A 26,260-nucleotide genomic window follows, 5' to 3' on the forward strand; every position below is an offset into this window, starting at 1 on the left:
GCAATCAGCTACCATGGCAGCCAAAGAACTGCATTTCAACGTTGACGCACGCGCGGCACTGAAGCGCGGCGTCGATCAGCTCGCCGAAGCGGTGAAGGTCACGCTCGGCCCCAAGGGACGCAACGTCGTCATCGACAAGAAGTTCGGCGCGCCCACGGTGACCAAGGACGGCGTGACCGTCGCCAAGGAAATCGAGCTCGCCGATCCGATCGAGAACATGGGCGCGCAGATGGTGAAGGAAGTCGCGACCAAGACGTCGGATCTTGCTGGCGACGGCACCACCACGGCCACCGTGCTGGCGCAGGCGATCTTCCGTGAAGGCCTCAAGAACGTCACCGCCGGCTCCAACCCGATGGCGCTCAAGCGCGGCATCGAGAAGGCCGTTGCCGGTATCGTCGAAGAGCTGAAGCGCATCTCCGTGCCCACCACGGGCAAGAAGGAAATCGCGCAGGTTGGCACCATCTCGGCGAACAACGATCCCGAGATCGGCAACCTCATCGCGGAAGCGATGGAAAAGGTCGGCAAGGACGGCGTCATCACCGTCGAAGAGGCCAAGGGCCTTGAGACGACGCTGGAGACGGTCGATGGTATGCAGTTCGACCGTGGCTACCTCTCGCCGTACTTCGTCACGGATCCGGAAAAGATGGAAGCCGTTCTCGAGAACGCGCTCATCCTGATCCACGACAAGAAGATCTCGGCCATGAAGGATCTGCTGCCGGCACTCGAAAAGGTCGCGCAGCTCGGCAAGCCCCTGCTCATCATCGCGGAAGACGTCGAAGGCGAAGCGCTGGCCACGCTGGTCGTGAACAAGCTCCGCGGCACGCTGCGCATCTGCGCCGTGAAGGCCCCGGGCTTCGGTGATCGCCGCAAGGCCATGCTGCAGGACATCGCGACGTTGACCAAGGGGCAGGTCATCTCCGACGAAGTCGGCTTCAAGCTCGAAAACGCGGTCCTCACCGACCTCGGCTCGGCCAAGCGCATCGTGATCGACAAGGACAACACGACCATCATCGACGGCGCTGGTGAACAGAAGGACATCGAAGGCCGCGTGCGTGAAATCCGTGGTGCGATCGACAAGAGCACGTCGGACTACGATCGTGAGAAGCTCCAGGAGCGCCTCGCGAAGCTCGCCGGTGGTGTGGCCGTCATCAATGTCGGCGCCGCGACCGAAGCCGAAATGAAGGAAAAGAAGGCCCGCGTCGAAGACGCGCTGCACGCCACGCGTGCCGCCGTCGAGGAAGGCATCGTCCCCGGTGGCGGTGTGGCCCTCATTCGCGCGCAGCACGTGCTGAAGGACGTGAAGGTCGCCGAGCGCGACGAGCAGATCGGTGTCGACATCGTGCGTCGCGCGATCGAAGAGCCGCTCCGCATGATCGTGCAGAATGCGGGGGGCGAAGGCTCCATCGTCGTCGAGAAGATCCGCACGGCGAAGGAAACCAGCTTCGGCTACAACGCGCTGACCGACGTGTACGAAGATCTCGTGCAGGCCGGCGTCATCGACCCGACCAAGGTCACGCGCACGGCGCTGCAGAACGCGGCCTCGATCGCGGGTCTCCTGCTGACGACCGAAGCACTGATCGTCGAGAAGAAGGAAGACAAGCCGGCCGCTCCGGCCGGTGGCCCGGGCATGGGCGGCATGTACTAAGAAGCAGTCGTGGGAGCGCGGTTCCGGGTTTTGGAGCCGCGCTTCTGTTGCTGTGCTGTGCCAAACAACGCGGGCGCTCCTTCATGGGGCGCCCGTTTTGCATTCTCTGCATTCGCGGCCTAAAACAGCGCGAGTTGTGTGGCGCGAGGGATGCCGTGCCACGCGGCGCTGGGGCCGTTGAGATCAACGGGCGTCATGGGGGCCCGCTGCGGACACGCCCAGAGGGCGTCGCTGTGCCAACCTGCACGGCGAAGGATATCGCGTGCGGTGGCGACGGCGATCTCCGGGGTGTTGTTCGTCTCCGAGAGGTGCGCCAGCAATACACCGCGCAAGCCTCGATGAGCACAGTCCGCCGCGAGTGTGGCGGAGGTGGTGTTGGACAGGTGTCCACTGCCGCCACGAATGCGGGCCTTGAGCGCGCGGGGATACGGACCGTTCGCGAGCATGGTGGTGTCGTGATTCGCCTCGATCACCAGCAAGTCGAGATGCGCCAGAAAGGCCGGCAGGGTATCGGGTACATGGCCGGCATCGAGCACCACACCGACACGTGCGCCACTGCGTGTGTCGGTGAGCACGAGCGCACGGCAATCGGCGGCATCGTGCGGCACGGCGTGATGTTCGACGGAAAACCCGGCCACCTGGGTGGGTGCATTGGCAGCCAGCGCCTGCGTGACCGCGGGCGCACCGCTGGCCATGTCGGCCAGTGCCGCCAGGGTGCCTTGTGACGCGACCACGGGCCACCCCCATCGCGAGCAGCTCGCCGTCGCGCCACTGGCGTGGTCGACATGCTCGTGGGTGAGCAACAACGCGTTGATCGACTCCGGTTGCCGTTCCACTGCCAGCAGGCGTTGGGCAATCGTGCGCGCGCTGAACCCCGCGTCGACCAGGACGCTGCCTTCACTGCCATCCACCAGAATCGCGTTACCGCGACTGCCACTGCCGAGAACGGTGATGCGCACCATGATCTCCACAGTGTATGCGCGATTCAGCTCCGCGGCCAGCGCTGGTCGGCGATACCGGTCGCGTGTAGTTGCTGCCACCAGGCGCGCGCGTCGGCCCCCAGATCGACATGGCGCCGGGCCATCATGCGGGACGCGGTGTCGAGAAACTTCTCCACCGCGAACGTCGTGTAGGGCGCACCTCCGCCCCAGGAGAACGGTGCCACGGCCTTGGGAGGCATCGCGTCGAACACATTCGCGCCCGCGCCGATCACGCAGCCGGTGGTGAGCCGCAAGCCAATGCCCGCTTTGGCGTGATCACCAAACAAGGTGCCCAGGAACTGCATCCCCGTATCGCGCACGCCAGATGGCGTCCACAGGGCGACCGGGCCGTAGGTGTTCTTGAGATTGCTGGTGATCGTGCCGGCGCCAAGGTTGGCCCAGCGGCCGAGAATCGAGTGGCCCACAAATCCGTCGTGCCCTTTGTTGGCATGACCGATGAGAATGGACGTCGACAACTCACCATGTACCCGGCACACATCGCCGATGGACGAAGCGGCCACACGATCGGTGGTCACCGTGCTGTCCACGCCGACGTAACAGGGACCCACCACTCGCGTGAACGCCTGCACGGTCGCGCCACGGCGCACCAGCACGGGACCGGCGCTGACATCGAACACCGACAACGGCTCGATCGTGGCGCCCGATTCCACGTAGATCGCATGCTGACCAAACACCACCGGCGCCGCTGTCTGCGGCAGCGCCTCGAGTGACCAACGCTGCGCGAGACGCGGGATGTCGCTGCCGAGTTGGTCGACCAGTGAACCGATCAGGTCCCAAACTTCGGCGAGCCATCGCCCTTCCACGGCAACAGGGGTGGTGCACGTGGTGAGTGACGCGAGGTCGGTTTGCCCGTCGCGCAATACGGAGAGCGGTACCGGTGCCGCAAGGCGCACCGCCGCCACACGATCGCCAATGAGCAGAGCGTCTCCCGTTGGCGCCGTATGAATGACGGGCAGGGCGCGTGTGTTGACGAGCCAACTGCCGGCGGGCACCTCATCGGTGATCACCGGTGGTGCATCGAACTCGGCAAATCCATCGAGATGGGAGGCCGATACGAAACCTGTCGACGACGCGCCAAGGACCAACTGCCAGCGCTCGCGCACCAGCAACGCACCAGCCCGCATCTCGCTGAGCGGTCGCGTGGTGGCAAAGGGCTCGAAACGCCGGGCCTGGGCGTCGTCGTAAAAAACGATCACGGTTCGCGCACCTCGGCCGGCATCGCGTCGAGCAGGGTCTTGAGATTGGCCGCGTGTTCGCGCGTGGTCACCATCACCAGTCCCTCACGGGCCACGACCACCAGGTCGTTCACACCATACAGCACCACCTGCGTGCCCTCGGCATGTACGACATTGCCGGATGCGGCCAGCGCGTAGGTTGGCCCCGACATGGCGTTGTCCTGCCCATCGTGCTGGCGCACACGATGCAGCGCCGCCCAGGTGCCCACATCGTCCCATCCAAACTGGCCGGCCAGCACCAGAACGCGTGCGCTGCGTTCCAGTACCCCGACATCGATGGCGATCGATTGTACGTCGGCAAAGAACCGCTCGAGATTGGTACCGGCCGCCACGAGTGCTGGCTGCACTTCGGGGGTGAGCGCGGCGATCTCTTCGAGCAGGTCGCCTACACGCCAGGCGAAGATGCCGGAGTTCCACAAAAAGCCGTCGGCGACCATCTGCGTCGCGCGTGCCTGATCAGGCTTCTCCACAAAGCGTGCGACGCGGCGAACCTCTCCGGCCGCGCCAGGCGCCGACTCGATCGCGGTGCCCGGCTGGATGTAACCAAAGCCCGTGTCCGGCCGGGAAGGCACGATCCCGACGGTCACGAGCGCATGTGTCGTGGCTGCTGTTTCGGCCGCCCGATCCAGCGTGTCGCGAAACTGCGGGACGTCGCCGATGGCCCAGTCGGCGTGCGTGCACACCATGACGGCTTCGGGGCCATCGCGTCGCGCGATCAGCGATGCGGCCCAGGCCAGTGCCGCGCAGGTGCCCGCAGGGCGGGGCTCGGCCACCACGTTTTCCGGCGGCAGGGTTGGTTCGAGCGCCAGAATGGCGTCCCGCAACTCCGCATTCGTGAGTACCAACGTGCGTTCCGGAGGCGCCGATGGCCGAAGGCGGTCGAGTGTGTCCCGCAACATCGGTGCATCCGTCACCAGGGGCAGCAACTGCTTGGGTCGGGCCGGAGTGGACAGCGGCCAGAACCGCGATCCAATACCACCAGCCAGCACCACGTTCCAGCGGATCATGTGTGCGTCAGGGAAGGGAAGGACGGGTGCCGGTCGTGACACCCGTTTCGGGTGATGCGCCGTCGGCCGTCGGTGACTCTCCTGCGGACGCCTCGTCCGCCGCGGCGTCACGGGCCGTATATCGGCGCACGCGGCCCAGGAGCCCGCGCGGGCTGAAAGGCTTGGACATGATTTCGGACGCGCCCAAGGCCTCGGCCTCGCGCAGTTGCGTGTCCTGACCCGCCGCCGTGAGCACGATGCAGGGGAGCGCGGCCCATCGCGTGTCATGACGCACAGTGCGCAACACGTCGATGCCCGACATGCCGGGCAGCATGAGGTCGAGCACGATCAGCGCCACATCGGGCTCGGCTTGCAGCATGGCCAGCGCTTCGGGGCCGTGTTCGGCCAGCAACACACGGAAACCGTCCTGCTCGAGGCGGGTCCGAATGATGCGACCGATGTGCGGCTCATCGTCCACCACCAGCACGGTCACGATTGACGGGCCGCCCCCGGAAGGACGTGATGGCAGCGCGGCGCTCAGACGAGCGCCGACAACTGGGCGCGATGTCGGCGCAGTTCGTACAACAGGGTTGCCAGGTTGGCCTCTGGTTGCAGCAGCACGAGCAGGAACGCGTCCGAGGAGAGCGATGTCACGATGACCGAACCCCGAGAGTATTCCAACACCATGAGTCCAAAATCGCCCCGCTGTGCCGCAAATCCCATCTCCACGGCGGCCAACGCCATCGGAGGGACGTGGGCCGCCAGCCCTTCGGCATCCAGCGCGTCGCTGGCGGTGCCATCGATCAGCAGTCCGTCCCGACCCAGCACGACGGCGGCGTCGACACCGTCGCGGCGGCGCAGCGTGTTCACGAGATCACGAATGGTGGCCATGTCCATACGCTGCGTACGGCGAGCGATGAAGTCAAGCGATTCCTCGCCCGACGGAGGGGTGTCAAGCGCTTGCCCCAGCATGAGTTGGGCGGTAACCTCCGACGTCGTGGTTCTGACGCAAATTCTGGTAACCGCCATGGGGAAGACCCTGTTTGCTCGTCTGTCCGGCGCGCCCCGCCTTGCTCGGCGCGCCCTGTCGTTTCCGGCCCTCTCGATGGCCGCTTTGGCCGCCACGGCGTTCGTAGCGGCCTGCGGCGACAACAACAGCTTCCTGTCGCCGGCTTCGATCGAAAACACGGTTCGCACGTACTCGGTGTACTCCTTGAGCGGCGCGGCGGGTACGTTGCCGGCCGCGTACAGCTACACCACCGAGTCTCTCGAGCGCCCGCAGATCCTGTCCAATGGCGCCACGAACTTTGACGTCGCCTTCGACCTGACCAGCGATGGCAAGGTCGCGATGTTGCCGGTGCGGGTGCTGGTCCCACTGCCACCAGCCGGTGCGCCAGGGGTGGGCTTGCAGCGGTCCACGGTCGCCTTTGCCGGCATCAGCCGCGCGCTCGATCGTGGGTATGTGAGTGATTCCACGCTCGTGGTGGCCGTCGGTGAGACGGTGCTCCTGCAACTCAGCGGATCCGGATGTGTGTACGGCGAACCGTACTACGCCAAGGTGGTCGTCGACAGCATCATTGCCGCCGAGCGTCGGATGGTCATTCGCTCGCTGGTGAACCGCAATTGTGGCTATCGGAACCTCACCGAAGGCCTCCCGGACAACTGATCTTCAGGATACCCGAACCACCATGCACGATATTCGCCTGTTGCGTGACCAGCTCGACGTGTTGCGCGAAGGGATGCGCCGTCGCGGCAAGCTGACCGAGTTGGGAGATGTGCTCGATCGGGCGGAATCGCTCGAGCAGGCGCGTCGCACAGCCATCACCGAACTCGAAGCCCAGCAGGCGCGTCGCAACAAGGTCACGCAGGAAGTGGCGCAGCGTCGCAAGGCCGGCGAAGACGCCACGGCACTCATCGCGGAAGGCCGCGCGATCGGTGAACAGATCACGGCGCTCGAACAGCGTCGCAATGAAGCCGACGCCGCGGTGCAGGCCATGTTGTACGAGTTGCCCAACATCCCATTGGCGGATGTACCAGAGGGCGATGAAACGGCCAATACGGTGGTGCGCACGTGGGGAACGCCCCGCACCCCCGACGCCTCCATCGTGCCGCACTGGGACAAGGGCGAGGCGCTGGGCATGCTCGACCTGGCCCGTGGCGCAAAAATCAGCGGTTCGGGCTTCATCGTGTATCGCAATCGCGGCGCCCGGCTGGTACGCGCCCTGATGAACATGATGCTCGACATTCACACCGAGGAGCACGGCTATGAGGAGACGTGGGTGCCTCTGGTGGTGAACCGCGCGTCGATGACGGGCACCGGCAACTTTCCGAAGTTCGAGGAAGATGCGTACGCCATCACGGAAGACGAGCTCTTTCTGATTCCCACGGCGGAAGTGCCCGTCACCAATCTCTATCGCGACGAGATCCTCGACGCGGAAGAATTGCCGAAGCGGTTTTGCGCCTTCAGTGCCTGTTTCCGTCGTGAAGCCGGGGCTGCCGGCAAGGACACGCGTGGATTGCTGCGCGTGCACGAGTTCGACAAGGTGGAATTGGTGCGCTACGCCAATCCCGAAACTTCGCTCGAAGAACTTGAACTGCTGACCAGTCAGGCCGAGACGATCCTCAAGCGTCTCGAGTTGCCATACCGTGTCCTCCTGCTGGCCGCCGGCGACACTGGTTTTTCCAGCGCGAAGACCTATGACCTGGAGGTGTTCGCGCCAGGAGTCGGCAAGTGGCTCGAAGTGTCGAGCTGCAGTCTCTTCACGGACTTTCAGGCGCGACGTGCCAACATTCGCTACCGTCCAGCGGCAGGCGAGAAGCCACGATTCGTGCATACGCTGAACGGTTCGGCGCTGGCTTTCTCGCGCATCATTGCGAGTCTCCTCGAGCACCATCAGCAACCGGACGGATCGGTCCGCATTCCCGAGGCGCTGCAGCCGTATTTCGGTCGGGCCGTTCTGGCCTGATCCGCCGTCACATCGGCGTCCCCGTTCGCCCCACCTGACCATGAAGCGTCGCCGCTGGCCTGTGATGATCATGGTCATTGGGGTATTGGTGTTGCTCGGGTGGTATATCGGGTACACCCGCCACGTCGTGTCGCAACTGCGTGGCGCCGCGGCCATGCAGGGCCGCATGTATGCACGCATCTACGAAGCCCTGCAGGACACCAGCGTCGATGCGGATCCCGCGGTGGTGTTGCTCGACCTCTCGCAGGAGATTCGCGAGTCCGGGCTGCCACTGGTGGTCACGGATCGCCTCGGTCGCGTCACCGGCACGGCCAACATTCCGCGTGACATCGAAAGGGACACAGCTCGCCTGCGCCAGTTCATCGTCGAATTGGACCAGAAGAATCCGCCTATTGCCGATCGAGCGATCGGGGCCGTGCACCTGGGGGACAATGGCATTGTCACCGGTCTGCAGGTCATTCCGCTGCTGCAGGCATTCGGCATCGTGTTGCTGGTTGGATTTGGTGTGTATGCGCTGATTGAGCGGGGGCGCGCGGAACGGGAGAAAGTCTGGGCCGGCATGGCCCGGGAAGCTGCCCATCAACTGGGGACCCCTCTGTCCGCCCTGGCCGGCTGGATCGAACTGCTCGGCGAGACTGTGAGCGGTGGCACCGCAACCCGCGCCGTGGATGCCATGGGGCAGGATCTGCAACGACTCGAGCGCGTTTCGCATCGTTTCGAACGCATCGGACGCCCCCCACGCGACGAAAAAGTCGACTGCAATGCGCTCGTCGACCGGTTGGCGTCGTACTTCGCCGCCCGCGCACCGACACTGGCGCGCACGGTGCGGATCCGCAGTGAGCATCCCACCGAACCGGTCGTCACTCACGGTGACCAGGTGCTGCTGGAGTGGGTGCTGGAGGTGCTCATCAAGAACGCCATCGATGCGTTGGGCGGACGCAATGGCGAGGTGGTGGTGTCGGCACGTCCCCTACCGGAAGGTGGTGTGCGCATCCGGGTGGAAGACGATGGCCCGGGTGTGCCGCGCAAGCTCCGCAAGCGGATCTTCGATGCGGGATTCTCCACCAAGGACCGAGGATGGGGCATCGGCCTGTCGTTGGCGCGACGGATCGTCGAGGAAAATCACGACGGCAAGCTCGTGCTGGCCGACACCGACCGTGGCGCGGCGTTCGACATTATCTTGCGTGGATGACGACGACGGGTTGGGCGGGTTCGCTGTTCGATGCAGTTCCTCAAAAGCCGGCACTGGATCTCGATGCCATTACGCGCGGGCTCAATCCGGGGCAAACTGAGGCGGTTTTCCACGACGATGGTCCGGCACTTGTGCTCGCCGGCGCGGGGTCAGGCAAGACACGCGTCCTGACCACGCGCATTGCCCGGCTGATCGGGACCATGAATGTGGCCCCGCACGAAATCCTCGCGGTGACCTTCACCAACAAGGCCGCCGGGGAGATGCGCGCCCGCATCGCGAAGTTCCTCGGGCATGAGCCGAAGGGCATGTGGTGCGGCACCTTCCATGCGCTCGGCGCGCGTATGCTGCGTGGAGTGGCGCCATTGGTCGGACGCGAACAGAACTTCACCATCTACGACGAAGACGACGCCATCGGTGCCGTCAAGCGCGTGATGGAACGGCGCAATCTGAGCCCCAAGGAGTTTGCGCCGAAGGCCATCCTCAGTGCGATCTCCAGCGCCAAGAACGCGCTGATCTCGCCGTCGGAGTTCGCCCGGAATGCACGGGACACGTTTGCCACCGCCGTGGCCGGTGTGTACACCGACCTGGAAGTTGCGCTGCAGCAGGCGAATGCCGTCACGTTCGATGATCTGCTGGTGTTGCCGGTACGCGCGCTCGAAACCGATGAAGCGCTGCGCGCGCACTACCAGCGGCGTTTTCGGTATCTGCTGGTCGATGAGTATCAGGACACCAATGCGGCCCAGTACCGGTTCGTGCAGCTCATGGGCGGGGGCTATCGCAACGTGATGGTGGTCGGTGACGACGATCAGTCCATCTACGGCTGGCGTGGTGCCGATATCCGCAACATCCTGGATTTCGAGCGCGACTTTCCCGGTGCGCGGATCGTGCGTCTCGAAGAGAACTATCGCTCTACCCCCAATGTGCTGGCGCTGGCGAATGCCGTGATCGCCGAGAACACCGAGCGGCGAGGCAAGACCCTGCGCGCCACGCGGCCAGCCGGCGAAGCGGTGACGCTCATCGAGGCACTCGATGAACGTGACGAGGCGGACTTCATCGCCGAAACGATTCTCACGCGCATGTCGCGCTCCGATCTCGCGCGTCGTGATTGTGCGATCCTGTATCGTACCAACGCCCAGTCGCGGGCCATCGAAGACGCGTTTCGGCGACGCAATATTCCCTATCGGCTCATTGGCGCCGTGCGCTTCTACGATCGCCGGGAAATCCGCGATCTGATGGCGTACCTCAAGCTCGTCGCCAATCCGGCGGATGATGAGGCTTTCCGCCGTGCCGTGAATGTGCCGAAGCGCGGCCTGGGTGATGCCACGATTGCCTTGCTGGCGGAGCAGGCGATCGCCGAAGGCAAGCCGATGCTGGAGATGGCCACGCGATTCGACGTGTTGAGTGGCATGCGGCCCGCAGCACGAGCGGCCCTCGAAGATTTTGGGAACCTGGTCCAGCGGTTGCGAACCATGGCCGTGGATGCGGCGGTGGACGAGTTGCTGCGTGAGCTGGTGCAGGTGATCAAGTATGCCGACCATCTGCGTGCTGAAGGCCCCGAAGGCCTGGAGCGCATCGAGAACGTGCGCGAAATGATCGCCGGTGCCGCGGAAGTGGTGGCCGATGAAGGCGGTGAAGTGGGTCTCACACCGCTTGATCACTTTCTGCAATCGTCCACGCTGGTGGCTGGTGTCGACAAGCTCGATCCCAACGCCGATGCCGTGACGTGCATGACTATGCACAACGCCAAGGGACTGGAATTCCCGCTCGTATTTGTGTGCGGACTCGAGGACGGCCTCTTCCCATTGGCGCGTGCCGCCGAAGATCCGGCGCAACTCGAAGAAGAGCGTCGGCTCTTTTACGTGGGCATCACGCGCGCCGAAGAGAAGCTCTATCTCACCTGCGCGGAGCAGCGGCGCCGGAATGGAGAGCTGATGTACTCCATGCCGTCACGTTTTCTCGAAGTCATCAAGCCCTCGCTGGCCGAACGGGGCAAGACGGCGCGCGCGAAGTCCGAAGGACGGAGTGGCTTCGGTGGCTACGGCAGCGGTTACGGCAGTCGTCGCGGCAACGACGACGGATGGGGACGCAGTGGCAACAGTGCTGGTGCTGGAACAGGCGGCGCCAAGCGGTCGGTGGGGCCGTATGGCTCGGCGGGCTATCGTCCCTCCGGCAGTGGCGTGGGCGCCAACAGTGGCGATATCCCGTTCGGCAAGGCGCCCGGTGGCTTCAGCACGCCGGCTCGTCGCGAGCGGGCGCCCGAACCAGAGGACGAATCGCAGGACGCGCCCATGTTCCGTCCCGGTGAACGGGTGAAACATGCCAAGTTCGGCACCGGCACGATCGCCGAACTGTCCGGCAGCGGTCGCGATACCAAAGTGCGTATCGATTTCGACGATGAGGAGATCGGGCGCAAGACGCTCGTTCTCGCACAGGCCAAGCTCGAACGAGGGTGGGAGTGATGTCGGTAACACCGGAAGACGTGCGGCACGTGGCCACGCTGGCTCGGTTGGGGCTGGCCGAGCCGCAGATCCCCGCGCTCGTGCAGGAACTGAACGGCATTCTCGCGCACATGGACGTCCTCCAGCAGGTGGACGTGTCTGGTGTGCCACTCACACCACCCGATCAGGCGGCGCCATTGCGGCCGGACGCGCGTCCCGCTGATGCGCTCGTGCGGAGCCGTGAGTCGTTCGCGCCTGCCATGCGCGATGGGTTTTTTCTCGTGCCGCGACTCACCACGCACGGTGCGCAGGGTGCGTCGGCCGATGAAGGAGACGCCGCATGAGCCGGAGCGACGTGACACAACGCCTGGCGACACATGGCGTGACCGAGGCCTGGGAGCGGTTTGATGCCGGGGACGTCGCCGGATTGAACGCGTTTCTCGCGGTCGATCGGGACGCCACGACCGCTGAAGGCGCGACGGGAGCACTGGTCGGGGTGCCCGTGGCCATCAAGGACAATCTGGCCACGCTGTCGTTGCCCACGACCTGCGCCTCACGGGTGCTCGAGGGATACGTCAGTCCGTTCGAGGCCACTGCGGTACGCAAACTGCGCGAGGCCGGTGCGGTGATCATTGGCAAGACCAACATGGACGAATTTGCCATGGGGTCTTCCACGGAAAACAGTGCCTACGGCCCGACACTCAATCCGCTGGATCGCACGCGTGTCCCCGGTGGTTCATCGGGCGGCTCCGCAGCGGCAGTGGCCTCCGGTGTCGTGCGTATTGCCCTCGGATCGGAAACCGGTGGGTCGGTGCGTCAGCCGGCGGCCTTCTGCGGCATCGTGGGCGTGAAACCCACGTACGGTCGTGTGAGTCGCTATGGGCTGGTGGCCTACGCGTCTTCACTCGACAACGTCGGGGTGTTCGGCAGCACCGTGGCGGAGGCGGCGCTCGGACTCGAGACGATCGCGGGACACGATCATTTCGATTCCACCAGTGCGGATCTTCCGGTGCCGTCGATGGTGCCGGTCCTCGAAGCCGGCAACGCGCGTCCGCTGGCCGGATTGGTGGTGGGCAAGCCGCGTGAGTATTTCCCGGCCAATCTCGATCCGCGTATCGCGGCCCACTGCGAGCGTGCCCTCGCGCAGCTTGTTGCGCTCGGGGCCGAAGTCCGTGACGTGTCGCTGCCCAGCACCGACCTGGCCGTTCCCGTGTATTACATCATCGCGCCGGCGGAAGCGTCGAGCAACCTCGCGCGTTACGACGGCGTGCGATACGGCGTGCGTGTCGATGCCGACAATCTGCGCAGCATGTACGAAGGCTCCCGTTCGCGCGGATTCGGCGCCGAAGTGACGCGCCGTATTCTGCTGGGTACCTATGTGCTCAGCGCCGGATACTACGACGCCTACTACAAGCGGGCGCAGGCCGTGCGCACGCTCATCACGCAGGAATTCGCCAACGTGTTCGCGAGTGGTGTGCATCTGCTGTTCACGCCCACCACACCCACACCCGCCTTTCGTCTGGGCGAGTTGAGCGACCCGTACGAGATGTACTTGAGCGACATCTTCACGGTGACCGCCAATCTCGCGGGCGTGCCCGCCATGTCGCAGCCGATTGGGCTGGTGGACGGATTGCCGGTGGGTGGTCAGTTCATGGCCCCGCATTTTGCCGAACCGACGATGTTTCACGCTGCCGCGGCGCTCGAATCCACACTGCGCCTCGAGGAAGCCACCGTATGAGCACGAACTGGGAATTGGTCATCGGGCTCGAGGTACACTGCCAGCTCAAGACCCGCAGCAAGATTTTCTGTGGGTGCGCGACGTCGTTTGGTGAGGCTCCCAACACCAACACCTGCCCGGTATGTCTGGGTTTGCCGGGAGCGTTGCCGGTACTGAACGCGGAAGCGGTGCACCTCGCCACACGCGCGTCACTGGCGCTTGGCTGCACGGTCCACGAAGCCTCGGTCTTCGCACGCAAGAATTACTTCTATCCCGACCTGCCCAAGGGATACCAGATCTCGCAATTCGATCGTCCTCTCGCCACGGAAGGCGCGGTCGTGATCGGTGTGCAGTCCGACGGCACACCTCGCGTCATTCGAGTGCATCGTGTGCACATGGAAGAAGACGCCGGGAAGTCGGTGCACGATCGATTCCGGGATGTGTCGGCCATCGATCTCAATCGCGCTGGCACGCCGCTCGTGGAGATCGTGTCGGAGCCGGACATTCGCACCGGCGCAGAAGCTGGCGCCTACGCTCGGCGCATGAAGCAGATCCTCGAATATGCCGACGTGTCCGATGCGAACATGGAAGAGGGTTCGCTGCGGGTCGACGTCAACATTTCCATTCGCCCGTCGAGCACCAGCCCGTTCGGCACCAAGACCGAGATCAAGAATCTCAATTCGTTCTCGGCCATTGAGCGCGCGGTGGAGATCGAATTCGCGCGGCAGGTACGTGTGCTCGAGAGTGGTGGGACGATCGAACAGCAGACGATGCTGTACGACGACAAGCGCAACGAAGTCCGTCCGGCACGCAGCAAGGAAGGCAGCCACGACTATCGCTACTTCCCCGAGCCGGACTTGCCGCCGCTGCGGCTGGCCAGCGCGTATGTGGAGAGCATTCGCGCGGCTCTGCCGGAGTTGCCGGAAGCCAAACGGCAGCGCTTCGCCGCCGAATACGGGTTGGGCGACGTGGATGTCGAGCAGCTCATCGTGGAGGCGTCGCTGGCCGACCACTTCGAGGTGGTGGCACGCGCGTCAGGTGATGCGCGTCGTGCGGCGAACTGGATGTTGGGCGCCGTGCTCGCATCGGTGAATGCATCGGGACGGTCATTGGCCGAGCATCCCGTGACCGCCGAACGCCTGGGTGCATTGATCAAGCTCGAGGCGGCGGGTGATGTATCCAACACGGCCGCTCGTCAGCTCTTTGCGCTCATGGAGCAGGAGTCCGGAGAGCCGCTCGAGTTGGCGAAACGCGAAGGACTCGTGCAGGTGCGCGATGACTCCGCACTCGTCGGTTGGATCGATGAAGTCTTCGCCGAAAACCCTGCCGAAGCCGCACGTTTTGCCGGCGGCGAAAAGAAGTTGCAGGGGGTGTTGGTTGGACTCGTGATGAAGAAGTCCAAGGGGGCCGCGGACCCCAAGAAGGTCAACCAGCTACTTGGCGCACGCGCGGGGTGAACAGCGGGGCGGGCAAGTCGGCGGCGTGATGGAGCGGCGTCGCCGGCATGCCGAACATGCGGTCTGCCTCGAGTGCCGCACGAATGTCACCACCCTGACGACGCGCCAGGCGACGAACCTTCTTGGCCTCACGCAATGGCTTGTCGCCGGACGGATCGAAACGAAACGGCTCGCTGCGATCCCACGCCTGAAACAGGTCGATGATGTAGTCGAACGAACGGGCCAGATAGCGACCCACCTCGGCGTCGCCCAGGTCCCACCGGCTTTTTTCCGATACCAACTGGAAGATGCGCTGCCAGGATTCGGTGTCGGTCACGTACACCATGCCGCGGAAGATGCGGCGATTGGTGGGGGTACCAAACAGGGTGGGGCTGAGGATCCGGTCGAGGTGCTGATCGGAGCGTCCGTGATCGATGGAGAGCAGCTCACGGGCACGGCGAGGCCAGGGGTCACCAATGTGGGTGTCGATGCGGCTTTCCCAATAGCTGTGTCCCAGTGCGGTGGTGCTCGAGGTCACAGCCAGTTGGCGCGGCACGAAAAAATTGTGTGCCACGACATCCGCGGCGAGATGCGCGAGATACCCCAGCGCAAATGCCTGCAGCGCTGGCGAATCGGCCTCGTCGTGAATCTCGAGACCGACATGCCAGGAATGGCAATGCCGTCCGACTTCGGCGTACTTCTTCGCGATGCTCGTATCGGCCGCGATGGAGCCGTACAGGAAATCAGCGGGATGCGCGGACAGCAGTGCGGCCAGTGAAGAGGGCAGCAATGAGAGGTTGCCGAGAACCGCGTCGCCGAGGAACACATGCGTGCCGGGCGTCCACGCCCAGGCGGTCGTCGGCGTGATCACGATCAGCAGAACCACCGCCAAGGTCACGCTGATCCACGGCACGTGTTGCCGTCCTGCTGTTCGCCCCGTAGCACCGGTGGAGGAGAGGACCCCCATTCGGTTACTCGTGGCCCAAATCAGGATCACGGTCGTCGGGACGCGCCCGGGGGCGGGGCGGGCGGGAATCGGCTTTGCGGCCTCCCGATGGGGCCAGCCGGGAAGCAACCTCACTGGCCCCGACCCGCACACCGCGGATGGTGGACACCGCCGAGATCGCGGTGTCTTCGAGCTCCGCCTGCAGCACATCCAGCACGGCGTTCACTTCATCGACGCGTCGTGCCGTGGTCTCCGCCGCGTTGAGCAGCTCGTCGGAAATGGCCGCTGCCGCCTCGGTGACCCGCTCCACGTCTTCACGCAGCATGGTCACGGTTTCACGGGCGTCTTCCACGAGCCCGGTGGCTTTCTCCACCAGTGGACGGGTGTCGTTGGCCAGGCGTTCCACGGTGCCGGTGACGCTCTTGATCGCATCACGTACGGTGAGCATCAGCGCGATGAAGACCCCGAGTGCCCCCACGGCCAGCAGGAGCACGACGAGCTGCAGCACCCCGTTGGTCCAGTCCAGGATCCCCCGGTCGGGAATCGTCCGGGCCACGATGGTATCCGGCAGCGTGATCGCCTGCAGGATGTACGGAGTCCAAGGGGTCGGCATCGACATAAACCGGGATCTAAGGGTTCACGAGCGGAGCGGGAAGGGGTTTGTGAGATTCACGACCCGATCTGTGCGGACGCCGGGGAGGCAAGGTGAAGCGCCGATGGCTATGCTTCCCGGGAGTATCCTCCGTATGCGACCCGCGCTTGCTTCAACCCCACTGGTATGGCTGCTGTTCAATTCATCGTCGAAGGTGGTCACCGGCTCGAGGGCAGCATTCGCCCTGCCGGTAACAAGAATGCGGCTCTGCCGATCGTTGCGGCCGCCCTGTTGACTGATCAGCCGGTGCAGTTGCTCAACGTGCCGCGTATCCGCGACATCGAGACGCTGGTGGAACTGGTGCGTACGACGGGCGCCGACTGCGAGTGGACCGGTGAGAACGCGCTGCGGATTCACGCACGCCAGATCGAAGCGGGCGATCTCGATCCCACGATGTGCGCGCGCATTCGGGCCTCCATCCTGCTGGCCGCTCCGCTGCTGGCCCGTTGCGGATCGGTCACGCTGTCACCACCAGGTGGTGACGTGATTGGCCGGCGGCGACTCGATACGCATTTCCATGTGCTGCAGGCGTTGGGCGCCTCGTACGAATTGGGGGAACGCTTTCGTTTCACCACCGATGGGCTGATTGGCGCCGATGTGTTTCTCGATGAGCCCAGTGTCACGGCCACCGAAAATGCGCTGATGGCGGCGGTGGCCGCGAAGGGACGCACCGTGCTGCGCAATGCGGCCAGTGAGCCGCACGTGCAGGATCTCGCGCAGTTCCTCGTGGCACTCGGTGCGCGTATCGAAGGCATCGGATCGAATGTGTACACCATCGAAGGTGGGCTGCCGCTCGGCGGTGCGACACACACGATCGGGCCGGATCACATCGAAGTCGGTTCGTTCATCGGACTGGCGGCTGTGACACGATCCACGCTGCGTATTGAGCAGGCGGGTGTCGAACATTTGCGTAGCACACTGATGGGGTTCGAGCGGCTCGGCATCCGCTGCGATGTTGAAGGGGATGACCTCATTGTGCCTGCGGATCAGGAGCGCCGTATCCAGAATGATCTGGGTGGACACGTGGCCAAGCTGGAAGACCAGCCGTGGCCGGCGTTTCCGGCGGATACCATGTCGATCGCCATCGTGGCCGCCACGCAGTGCGAGGGCATGATTCTCTTTCACGAGAAGATGTTCGAATCGCGGTTGTACTTCACGGACAAGTTGGTCGGTATGGGCGCTCGCATTGTGCTGTGTGACCCGCACCGCGCGATCGTCTCGGGGCCGACGCAGTTGCGGGGAGGGAAGGTGGAATCGCCCGATATCCGCGCGGGCATGGCGATGTTGCTGGCCGCGATGTGCGCACAAGGCACGAGCGTGATCAACAATGCCCAGCAGATCGAGCGCGGGTATGAGCGCATCGAGTCCCGGCTCGGTGCCCTCGGCGCCCGCATCCGTCGTGTGGAACTCAGTGCCCGCTGATTCCCCGGACCTGCTCGACCGTTGCTGGCCGGCTACTGGCCTGCCGCAGGGCGTGATGGGGTGGACCACCACGCGCGAGGTGGGCTCGTTTGGTTTGGGCAGCGACGAACCGGTGGGTGAGGTCATGGCCCGCTGGAGCGCCCTCCAGGATGCGTTGGCCCGACGCGGCGTTTCCCGGTTGGCGGCCGCGCATCAAGTCCACGGGGCGGCGGTGTCGCTGCATGGCGACGGCTGGCGCGGCTGGCTGCGTGAACGGGGCGTCGATGGACATGTCTCGGTCGTTCCGGGTACGGCCTTGGCGGTGACCATCGCCGACTGCACCCCCGTGCTGATCGGGCATCCCCGTGGCGCCGTCGCGGCGCTGCATGCAGGCTGGCGGGGCACGGCGGCGCGGATTCTCGACGTGGGGCTTGATCTTCTGGAGTCGTTGGGATTCCCGTCTCAGGAATGCGAGGTGTATCTCGGGCCAGCGATTTGCGGCGCCTGTTACGAGGTTGGTCCCGAGGTGCTGGAGGCGATCACCGGTCAGCCCGCATCAGCCAAAGGGCAGCTCGACGTGCGTGCCGTTCTGGCAGCGCAAGCGGCCGCACGCGGGGTCGTCAGGGTGACTTCGGACGCGGCCTGTACGCGCTGTGACCGGACGCGCTTTTTCAGCCACCGAGGGGGAGATGCGGGGCGACAGCTCGGCATTGTGGCATGGCGTCTCCTTGACCCAGTCTCGAGCGCTCAATAGGTTGCAAATCTCAAGATGTAACTTCTTCGTGACCGCACCCGCCCCGCGCGGGTGATGAAGTGTGGGGATGGCCCCCACACTTTTTTGTTCTCCAGACCTTCGGAAACCGGCCACGAAGCAGGATCCGTGGTATGGACGACTGGGAGGTCGGCATATGGGCGAGGCGATCGAACCCATTGTCACGCAGGAACTTGCCGGTCTCGGGTTTGACCTGGTCGAGTTGCGACGTGGGGGCTCGCGGGCCCGTCCGGTGCTGGAGATCCGGATCGACCGGCGGGATGAAGAGAAAGTGACCATCGACGACTGTGCGCGCGTTTCGCGGGCGTTGGAAGCCCGACTCGAGGCTGCCGCGCTGGTCGGAGAACAGTATGTGCTCGAAGTGTCTTCACCCGGTGCTGATCGACCGCTGCGTCATGCGGCCGACTGGCGCCGGTTTGTCGGACGCCGGGCAACGGTAACCAGTGGGTTGCTGGCGGGAGGCAAGCAGGAAGTCGAAATCGTCGCCGTGACGGGCGAAGGCGGCGCTGAGGTGGCGTTGGTGCGGGATCCGAAGGGCCGGGAAGTTTCCGTGCCACTTCGTGAGGTCTCGCAGGCGCGCTTGGCGTTCAACTGGAAACGATAGGGGAGACGGATGGCCGGATCGGCGGACATTCTCACGGCGCTGCGAGAGCTGTCGAATCTGAAGCAGATCACGCGCGAGGAACTGCACGGGCTTCTGCAGGACGGCATTCATGCCGCCCTGGCAAAGAAGCACGGCGCCAACGTCCAGGCAGAAGTCGAGATCGACGAAGCCCGGGGCGAGATCCGCATCGTGCTGCTCAAGACTGTCGTGGACGAAGTCACGGACGAGTCGCGTGAAGTGACGGTCGAAGAGGCCCGCTTCATGGACCCGGAGTTCCAGGTCGGCGACGTCATGGAAATTCCGGTCGACTTCATGGAGTTCGGCCGCACCGCGGTGCAGGCGGCAAAGCAGCGCATCATCCAGCGGGTGCGGGAAGGTGAGCGCACGCGCATTCGCGACGAGTTTGCCGGACGGGTCGGCGATCTCCTGTCGGGTGAAGTGCAGCAGATCGAACGCGGCAAGCTGGTGGTCATGCTCAACAAGTTCCGTGAAGCGGAGGCCATCATTCCCTACCGCGAACAGAACCATCGTGAGCACTACCATCAGGGCGAACCGGTGCGGGCCGTCCTCAAGCGGGTGGAAGACACCCCCAAGGGACCGCGGCTGATCCTGAGCCGCTCCGACGCGTTGTTTGTGCAGGCGCTCTTCAAGCTCGAAGTCCCGGAAATCCAGCAAGGCATCGTGGAGATCAAGGCGGCGGCGCGTGAAGTGGGCAGCCGCACCAAGATCGCGGTGACGTCGCGCGATGAAGCGGTCGATCCGGTGGGCGCATGCGTGGGGCTCAAGGGCGCCCGCGTGCAGGCGGTGGTCAACGAATTGGGCGGCGAACGCATCGATATCGTGCCTTGGTCGCCCGATCCGGAGCGGTTTGCCAAGCTCGCGCTCGCGCCGGCCCGGGTCGCGCGTGTGTTCAGTGATGCCGCCTCGCGCACCATTCAGGCGGTGGTGGATGAAGATCAACTGTCGCTCGCCATCGGCCGCAATGGACAGAACGTGCGCCTGGCGTCGGAGCTGACGGGATGGAAGATCGACCTCTATTCGAGCCGCGAGTGGCTGGAGAAGGGTGGCGAAGCGCCGCTCTTCGCGCCGCTTCCGGAGGAGACGGAAGAGGCCGATGTGCCGCTCAACGAGATCGAAGGATTGGAAACGGCCACCGTGGCCGTGCTGGCGGAGGCGGGTTATCGCACGCTGAACGACATTCTCGATCTGGATCGGGACGATCTGCTGCGACTGCCTGGCATTGCGCCGGAAGAAGCGGACCGGATCATGGCGATCATCGACGAGCTCACCACCGAGGATGACGGCGACGGAAGCCGCGGCGCGTGAGTGACGGCGTCGGCGAGCCTCTGCCTTTGGACGACGTCACGCGCCGCAAGGTGCTCGGACTCGTAGGGCTGGGTGCGCGCGGACGCTTGGTCGTGATCGGTGTTGAGCAGGTGCGGATCGCGGCACAGAAGGGCACGGTGCAGATGGCGTTGGTCGCGAGTGACGTATCCCGTCATTCGCTGGATAAGGTGGTGCCGGTCCTCAAAGCCCGGCGTGTAGAGATGGTGGAGTGGCCGAGTGCGGCCGAGCTGGGTGGCGCTGTCGGTCGAGAGACGACAGCGGCAATCGGGATCGTAGATCAGGCGCTGGCGCGCGGAATCCGTGGCGCCGTGGCCGGGGCAACCCCGGCGGGCGACGCGACGCGCGTTTCGCGGTAGGAGGACGGGTTGAGCAAGCTTCGTGTGCATGACATGGCGGGTGAGTTCGGTATCTCGGCTGACGAGGTCATCGCGCTGCTACGCCAGATGGACGTGCCGGTTCGCAGCCATTTGTCGCTGCTGACCGACGATCAGGTATCCCGTATCCGCGCCCGGTGGGAGCGTGAAAAGCGGGTGCGCGCTGAAAAGGCGCAGCCGGCACCCGCGGCTGCGCCGCGTCGTCGTCGCACCGGTGCTGCCGATGCCGCTCCCGCTCCGGAGGCCGAGGTGTCGGCCGCGCCGGCGCCCGTTGTGCGTCGCCGCCGCGCCGCCGACCTGCCCGATTCGCACGAAGGGCACGACGACACGCATGAAGTCGCCGCCGAGGCACCGGCAGCAGAAGCGCCGGTCGCTGAAAAGGTGGTCGAAGTCATTGCCGCTCCGGTGCCAACACCGGTCGCTGCCGAGCCGGCGCCGCGGGTGGAAGTCACGCCCGAGCCTGTCGCGGCTCCCAAGCCGGTTGTTGTTGAAGTCCCGCCTGCGGCGGCCCCGATCAGCGAAGCCAAGCCGGATGTGCCGGTGTCTGCGCCCAGCGCGGATCCGACGCCCGTGGCCAAGCCCGCCGACGTCGCACCGGCTGCCCCTGCGGTGGTCAGTGCGCCGGCTGCGCCCCGTCCAGCGGCCCCCCGTCCGGCGGCTCCGTCGCCGGTCAGGCCTCCGGTGACCCCCGCATCGGCTCCGGCGGCGCCTGCCGCCCCGGCCATTGCGGCTCAGGCACCGCAGTCGGTGCCACCCACGTCATCGCCGGCCACGGCCGCGCCGACCAGTGCGCCCGCTGTTGCGGCGCCCACGGCCGATGCGACGCCCGCGGCTGCCGCGCCGTCGCCCACGTCCTCACTGCCGCCTGATCGGCCGCGTCCGCGGCCGGTGGTGCCAGGCGCGCCGCGTCCGCGGTCCATGGGCGGCGGGTCGCCGAACTTCGGTTCGGCACGTCCGATCGCGTCGGCCGCGCCGGGTGGTGGTCTCAATCAGGGTCAGCGTCGCGACGATCGTCGCGGTCCCGGTGGCCCGGGTGGAGCACCGGGTGGTGGTCAAGCTGGTGCCGGAACGCAGGGTGGTGGCAACAACCAGCAGAGCAGCAGTCCCAGCCAGGCTGGCGGCCAGAACCAGCAGCGTCGTGGCAAGAAGGGCAAGCGAGGGGCGGTCGATCAGGAAGTCGTGTCGGCGAACATCACCAAGACGATGACCGCGTTGCGCGGCGCACCGCAGCGCGGTCGCGCGGGCCGTCGTTTTGGCGCAGAAATGCGCGCCGAGGCCGAAGAGCAGCGTCAGGCGGCAGCCGAGCGCGAACGGAAGACCGTGCGCGTCAACGAGTTCATCACCGTCTCCGAACTCGCGCAGATCCTCAGCATCTCCGCCACGCAGATCGTGGGCTTCGCGTTCAAGACGCTCGGCCTCATGGTCACCATCAATCAGCGACTCGACTTCGACCAGATCGAACTGATCGCGGGCGAGTTCGGGTTCCAGGCCGTCAAGGAAAGCGACTACGCCGCCGACCTGCCCGATACGGGTGGTGAGGACAACGCCGAAGATCTGCGGCCGCGTCCGCCGGTCGTGACCATCATGGGTCACGTTGACCACGGCAAGACGTCGTTGCTCGACTACATCCGCAAGGCCAACGTGGTCGCCGGCGAAGCCGGTGGTATCACGCAGCACATTGGTGCCTACCATGTCGAAGTGGCTGGGAGCCGCACCATCACGTTCCTCGATACGCCGGGCCACGAAGCGTTCACCGCGATGCGTGCCCGTGGTGCGCAGGTCACGGATATCGTCGTCATCGTCATCGCCGCTGATGACCAGGTGATGCCGCAGACGGTCGAAGCGATTTCGCACGCCAAGAGCGCCGGTGTGCCGATCATCATCGCCATCAACAAGGTCGATTTGCCGACGGCGAACATCCCGAAGGTGAAGCAGGACCTGCTGCAGCATGAAGTCGTGCTCGAAGAGTTCGGCGGCACCGTGCTGCACTCGGAGATTTCGGCCAAGAAGGGCACGGGCGTGAACGATCTGCTCGAGCAGATCCTGCTGCAGTCGGACATTCTCGAGCTCAAGGCCAACCCGAGCCGTCGGGCCATGGGTTCGGTGGTGGAAGCGCAGCTCGACCAGGGCAAGGGTCCGGTAGCCACCGTGCTCGTGCAGAATGGCACGCTCAAGGTCGGTGACGACTACATCTGCGGCATTCACTCTGGCCGCGTCCGCGCATTGCTGGACGAACGTGGCAAGCAGGTGAAGTCCGCCGGCCCGGCCATTCCGGTCCAGATCCTCGGCCTCACCGGTGTACCGATGGCCGGTGATCAGCTCCTGGTGGTGGAAGACGCCACGGCCGCGCGCGAAATCGCGCAGCGTCGTGAACGACTCGACCGCGAAGCCAAGAGCCGCCGCACCACGCGTGGTGTGGTGTCGCTCGAAGACTTCATGTCGCATGCGGCGGCCGGACAGAAGCGTCAGTTGCGTCTGGTCATCAAGGCCGACCAGGGTGGTCCGGCGGAAGCGCTCGCCGACGCACTCGGACAGTTGTCGAATCCGGAAGTGCAGGTGGACATCCTGCATCGTGGTGTGGGTGCCATCGCCGAAAGCGACATCCTGCTGGCCAAGGCGTCGGGCGCCATCATCATCGGCTTCCACGTGCGCCCCGACAACAACGCGCGTGCTGCGGCAGAGCGCGAAGGCGTCGAGATCAAGCTCTATCGCATCATCTACGAAGCGGTGGCGGATGTGAAGGCGGCGCTGGAAGGCATGCTGCGTCCCGAAGAGCGCGAAGTGGTCTTTGGTGAAGCCCAGGTGCGTGAGACCTTCAAGGTGCCGCGGATCGGCACCATTGCGGGTTGTATCGTCCGCTCGGGTATCATCAATCGTCGGGGCCGGGTGCGTGTCATCCGCGACGGCGTGGAGATGTACGATGGAGCGATTTCCTCGCTGCGTCGCTTCAAGGACGACGTCAACGAGGTCAAGGAAGGCTACGAGTGCGGTATCGGCATCGAGAACTTCAACGATCTCAAGATCGGCGACGTGTTCGAGTGCTACCGCACCGAGGAAATCGCGCGTACCCTCGACCAGGCTGCGAAGTCCTGAGGAGTTAGCATGGGCGAAGTGCGGCGTCCTGACCGCGTCGCCGAAGCGATCCGCGAAGAAGTCGCGACCTTCCTGTCGGAAGGCGCGAAGGATCCGCGGATCCGCGCGTTCGTCACCGTGACCGCGGTGGAAGTGACGCGCGACCTTCGGCACGCCACGGTGTTCGTCAGCCTCATGGGTGACGACGCCGACAAGAAGTCCACCACCGCGGGGCTGGCCAGTGTGGCCAGCCATCTGCGATCACAGTTGGGCAAGTCGCTGCGCTTGCGTTCGGCGCCGGAGATTCATTTCCGGACCGACGAAAGTGTCGCCCGCGCGTCGCGTATCGAGCATCTGTTGGCGAAGATTCGCGATGAACGGGAAGCGCAGGAGCCTGCACAGGACCCTGCACAGGACTCTTCGCAGGATGCCTCGGTCGAGGCGTCCGATGCCCCAGACAAGGCCGAGTGAATGCATACCGGAGCGCATGCCGTGATCGGCGCTCCGGCTCACTCGGGCGTGCTCTACGTCGACAAGCCGGCGGGCCGCTCTTCGCATGACATGGTCGGCGTCGTGCGTCGTGCGGCGCGCACGCGTCGGGTGGGACATGCCGGCACGCTCGATCCGTTCGCCACGGGATTGCTCGTCATCGCAGTGGGCACGGCCACGCGCCTGCTTCCCTACATCGTCGGGGAGCCCAAAGTGTACGACGCCACCATTCAGTTTGGCGCCGACACGAACACCGATGATGGCACGGGCATCGTTGTCCGCGAAGCCCCGGTGCCCGATGCCGCCGTGCTCGCCGATCCGGTACACGCCGTGCGCCTTGCCGCCGAGGCGATACTGACCGGACACATCACGCAGATCCCCCCGCAGTATTCGGCCAAACATGTCGATGGCGTGCGGGCCTATGATCTCGCGCGGCGCGGAGAGGTCGTCGATCTCGCGCCGGTGCCGGTGCATGTCCGCGGGTGGGAATGGCGTGGGGCCAGCGAGAGCACGCTCGATGTGCGGATCACCTGTGGCGGTGGCACCTACATCCGCGCCCTCGCCCGCGATCTCGGCCGCGCCCTGGGCAGTGCAGCGCATTGCTCGGTGTTGCGTCGTGTGCAGAGCGGCCCGGCCTCGGTGGATCATGCCGTGTCTTTCGACGCCCTCGCGCCGGGCAGCGTGATCGACGGCGAAGTGCCGTTGCGTTCGCCCCTCGAGTTGTTGGGTGACATGGCCACCCAGATCCTCGACGAGGAGGGGCTCGTGGCGCTGCGTTTTGGCCGGACGCTCGAGGCCACCGTGCCCGGTGCCCAGGTCGCGTTGCTTCACGAGGGCGCGATCGCGGCACTCGGTGTGCGCACAGCGGGCGATCGTTGGCAGCCGCGCGTGGTGTTGATCGGAGCCAACGGGTGATGACGTCGATCCTCGATCGTGGTCTTCCGCTGCCCGCCGGCGGTGCAGTGGTCACCGTGGGCACCTTCGACGGTGTGCATCTGGGACATCACGATGTCCTGGCCCGTCTCGTGGAGCACGCCAAAGTGCGTGGATTGCCCAGTGTGGTGGTGACATTTGATCCCCACCCACTGGAGGTGGTGAATCCTGCCGCCGCGCCGCCGCTGCTGACGCTGCACCACGAAAAACTCGAGCTCTTTGCGCTCTCGGGTGTGTCCTATGTGGTGGTGTTGCCGTTCACCACCACCTTGGCCGGGTTCGATGCCGCGTACTTCGTCGACCATGTGTTGCGCGATCAGTTCGCCGTGTCTGAACTGTTGGTCGGTCACGACCACGGCTTCGGTCGTGGGCGCATGGGCGATATCGGTATGCTGCGGACCCTGGGCCAGGAGCGGGGCTTCGATGTCACCGTGCTCGCGCCCGTGCACACGGCCGATGGGATGACGATCAGCTCCACGGTCATCCGGCAGGCGATCTCCGACGGGGATCTGAACCGGGCGGCGGCTGGACTGGGGCGCCGCTACAGCGTCTCGGGCGTCGTCGTGCGCGGCGACCAGCGCGGGCGCACCCTCGGTTTCCCGACGCTGAATCTTGGGCCGGTTTCGGAGCGAAAGCTCCTGCCGCCCGACGGCGTGTACGCCGTGCGCGTGCAACTCCCGCAGGGCACGTTTGGCGGCATGCTCAATCTGGGGCCGCGTCCCACCTTCGGTGATCACGGGCGGCGTATCGAGACGCACGTGTTCGACGCGTCCCACGACTGGTACGGGGCGCCGGTCCGGCTCGACTTCGTCCGCTACCTGCGTGGCACCCGTCCGTTTCCCGGCATCGAGGCACTACGGGCACAACTGGCGGATGACGAGCAGCAGGCCAGGGACGCCCTGCACGTGGCCGATGCCGAACTCGGCTCAGACTGGCTACCGCCGAGCGCCGAGCGCACCTAAGTTTAGGGGCTTGGCGTACTTTGTGTACGCTTGCCGTTTTTCCCGCGCCACGCTGTCCGGCGCGTTGACATTCCCTCTGGCCACCGGCATCG

The 26,260-nt window shown here is 65.2% G+C and carries 24 protein-coding genes; 17 read left to right on the forward strand and 7 right to left on the reverse strand.

The features are described from left to right. Positions 1–13 precede the first annotated feature (13 nt). Positions 14–1,645 carry a chaperonin GroEL gene (gene groL, locus GAU_RS07865; protein WP_012683025.1) on the forward strand — a complete coding sequence of 544 codons (1,632 nt, stop codon included), beginning with the start codon at positions 14–16 and terminating at the stop codon, positions 1,643–1,645. Between the two features lie 119 nt (positions 1,646–1,764). Here the strand turns inward: groL and GAU_RS07870 are convergent, their stop codons facing one another. Genes GAU_RS07870 through GAU_RS07890 form a run of 5 tightly spaced genes read right to left on the reverse strand, consistent with a single transcriptional unit; the run spans position 1,765 to position 5,758 of the window. Then, entirely contained in the window at positions 1,765–2,685 is a 921-nt protein-coding gene (locus GAU_RS07870) for an MBL fold metallo-hydrolase (protein ID WP_156798953.1), read from the reverse strand. Further along, positions 2,631–3,842, reverse strand: coding sequence for a putative sugar nucleotidyl transferase (locus GAU_RS20660; protein ID WP_012683027.1), 1,212 nt, complete (start codon positions 3,840–3,842; stop codon positions 2,631–2,633). The genes GAU_RS07870 and GAU_RS20660 overlap by 55 nt, the downstream gene beginning before the upstream one ends. After that, on the reverse strand, positions 3,839–4,888 hold the full coding sequence (locus tag GAU_RS07880) for a mannose-1-phosphate guanylyltransferase (RefSeq protein WP_012683028.1): 1,050 nt from the start codon (positions 4,886–4,888) through the stop codon (positions 3,839–3,841). Before GAU_RS07880 ends, GAU_RS20660 begins: the two co-directional genes overlap by 4 nt. A gap of 7 nt (positions 4,889–4,895) precedes the next feature. Then, positions 4,896–5,360, reverse strand: coding sequence for a response regulator (locus GAU_RS07885; protein WP_012683029.1), 465 nt, complete (start codon positions 5,358–5,360; stop codon positions 4,896–4,898). Between the two features lie 44 nt (positions 5,361–5,404). After that, positions 5,405–5,758, reverse strand: coding sequence for a roadblock/LC7 domain-containing protein (locus GAU_RS07890; protein ID WP_012683030.1), 354 nt, complete (start codon positions 5,756–5,758; stop codon positions 5,405–5,407). A 106-nt stretch (positions 5,759–5,864) separates the two neighbouring features. Here GAU_RS07890 and GAU_RS07895 point away from each other — a divergent pair, with 106 nt between their 5' ends. Genes GAU_RS07895 through gatB form a run of 7 tightly spaced genes read left to right on the forward strand, consistent with a single transcriptional unit; the run spans position 5,865 to position 14,637 of the window. Next, positions 5,865–6,533: a hypothetical protein gene (locus tag GAU_RS07895; RefSeq protein WP_169307628.1), complete on the forward strand. Its 669-nt coding sequence runs from the start codon at positions 5,865–5,867 to the stop codon at positions 6,531–6,533. Positions 6,534–6,555: 22 nt separating this feature from the next. After that, positions 6,556–7,833, forward strand: coding sequence for a serine--tRNA ligase (serS, locus tag GAU_RS07900; RefSeq protein WP_012683032.1), 1,278 nt, complete (start codon positions 6,556–6,558; stop codon positions 7,831–7,833). Between the two features lie 40 nt (positions 7,834–7,873). Then, a complete protein-coding gene (locus GAU_RS07905) occupies positions 7,874–9,025 on the forward strand; it encodes a sensor histidine kinase (protein WP_012683033.1) in 1,152 nt (383 codons plus the stop codon). Beyond that, positions 9,022–11,484, forward strand: coding sequence for an ATP-dependent helicase (locus GAU_RS07910; RefSeq protein ID WP_012683034.1), 2,463 nt, complete (start codon positions 9,022–9,024; stop codon positions 11,482–11,484). The genes GAU_RS07905 and GAU_RS07910 overlap by 4 nt, the downstream gene beginning before the upstream one ends. Beyond that, positions 11,484–11,807: an Asp-tRNA(Asn)/Glu-tRNA(Gln) amidotransferase subunit GatC gene (gatC, locus tag GAU_RS07915; RefSeq protein ID WP_012683035.1), complete on the forward strand. Its 324-nt coding sequence runs from the start codon at positions 11,484–11,486 to the stop codon at positions 11,805–11,807. The genes GAU_RS07910 and gatC overlap by 1 nt, the downstream gene beginning before the upstream one ends. Next, entirely contained in the window at positions 11,804–13,201 is a 1,398-nt protein-coding gene (gene gatA, locus GAU_RS07920; protein ID WP_012683036.1) for an Asp-tRNA(Asn)/Glu-tRNA(Gln) amidotransferase subunit GatA, read from the forward strand. The genes gatC and gatA overlap by 4 nt, the downstream gene beginning before the upstream one ends. Continuing rightward, positions 13,198–14,637, forward strand: coding sequence for an Asp-tRNA(Asn)/Glu-tRNA(Gln) amidotransferase subunit GatB (gatB, locus tag GAU_RS07925; RefSeq protein WP_012683037.1), 1,440 nt, complete (start codon positions 13,198–13,200; stop codon positions 14,635–14,637). Before gatA ends, gatB begins: the two co-directional genes overlap by 4 nt. On the opposite strand, the gene GAU_RS07930 is transcribed toward gatB, so the two are convergent. Further along, the gene (locus GAU_RS07930) at positions 14,606–15,529 is read right to left on the reverse strand and encodes a zinc dependent phospholipase C family protein (RefSeq protein WP_169307630.1); all 924 of its coding nucleotides are present in this window, start codon (positions 15,527–15,529) and stop codon (positions 14,606–14,608) included. The two genes, gatB and GAU_RS07930, sit on opposite strands and share 32 nt — an antisense overlap. A gap of 58 nt (positions 15,530–15,587) precedes the next feature. Then, positions 15,588–16,181 (reverse strand): hypothetical protein, encoded by a 594-nt coding sequence (locus GAU_RS22435; RefSeq protein ID WP_012683039.1) that lies wholly within the window; start codon positions 16,179–16,181, stop codon positions 15,588–15,590. A 159-nt stretch (positions 16,182–16,340) separates the two neighbouring features. Here GAU_RS22435 and murA point away from each other — a divergent pair, with 159 nt between their 5' ends. The 9 genes from murA to GAU_RS07980 all read left to right on the forward strand — a co-directional run bounded on the left by murA (position 16,341) and on the right by GAU_RS07980 (position 26,168). Continuing rightward, entirely contained in the window at positions 16,341–17,636 is a 1,296-nt protein-coding gene (gene murA, locus GAU_RS07940; RefSeq protein WP_012683040.1) for a UDP-N-acetylglucosamine 1-carboxyvinyltransferase, read from the forward strand. After that, positions 17,626–18,369 (forward strand): polyphenol oxidase family protein, encoded by a 744-nt coding sequence (locus GAU_RS07945; RefSeq protein WP_012683041.1) that lies wholly within the window; start codon positions 17,626–17,628, stop codon positions 18,367–18,369. Before murA ends, GAU_RS07945 begins: the two co-directional genes overlap by 11 nt. 154 nt (positions 18,370–18,523) lie before the next feature. Beyond that, positions 18,524–18,991 carry a ribosome maturation factor RimP gene (rimP, locus tag GAU_RS07950; protein ID WP_012683042.1) on the forward strand — a complete coding sequence of 156 codons (468 nt, stop codon included), beginning with the start codon at positions 18,524–18,526 and terminating at the stop codon, positions 18,989–18,991. A gap of 9 nt (positions 18,992–19,000) precedes the next feature. Beyond that, positions 19,001–20,317, forward strand: a complete 1,317-nt coding sequence (gene nusA / locus GAU_RS07955; RefSeq protein WP_012683043.1) for a transcription termination factor NusA — start codon at positions 19,001–19,003, stop codon at positions 20,315–20,317. Further along, a complete protein-coding gene (locus tag GAU_RS07960; protein WP_041265383.1) occupies positions 20,314–20,694 on the forward strand; it encodes a L7Ae/L30e/S12e/Gadd45 family ribosomal protein in 381 nt (126 codons plus the stop codon). Before nusA ends, GAU_RS07960 begins: the two co-directional genes overlap by 4 nt. 9 nt (positions 20,695–20,703) lie before the next feature. Next, positions 20,704–23,805, forward strand: coding sequence for a translation initiation factor IF-2 (gene infB / locus GAU_RS07965; RefSeq protein ID WP_012683045.1), 3,102 nt, complete (start codon positions 20,704–20,706; stop codon positions 23,803–23,805). A 9-nt stretch (positions 23,806–23,814) separates the two neighbouring features. Then, positions 23,815–24,255, forward strand: coding sequence for a 30S ribosome-binding factor RbfA (gene rbfA, locus GAU_RS07970; RefSeq protein ID WP_012683046.1), 441 nt, complete (start codon positions 23,815–23,817; stop codon positions 24,253–24,255). Between the two features lie 21 nt (positions 24,256–24,276). Then, positions 24,277–25,188: a tRNA pseudouridine(55) synthase TruB gene (gene truB, locus GAU_RS07975; protein ID WP_169307632.1), complete on the forward strand. Its 912-nt coding sequence runs from the start codon at positions 24,277–24,279 to the stop codon at positions 25,186–25,188. Further along, positions 25,188–26,168, forward strand: coding sequence for a bifunctional riboflavin kinase/FAD synthetase (locus GAU_RS07980; RefSeq protein ID WP_012683048.1), 981 nt, complete (start codon positions 25,188–25,190; stop codon positions 26,166–26,168). The genes truB and GAU_RS07980 overlap by 1 nt, the downstream gene beginning before the upstream one ends. Positions 26,169–26,260: the final 92 nt, after the last annotated feature.

Source organism: Gemmatimonas aurantiaca T-27, assembly GCF_000010305.1.
GTDB classification, from domain to species: Bacteria; Gemmatimonadota; Gemmatimonadetes; order Gemmatimonadales; family Gemmatimonadaceae; genus Gemmatimonas; species Gemmatimonas aurantiaca.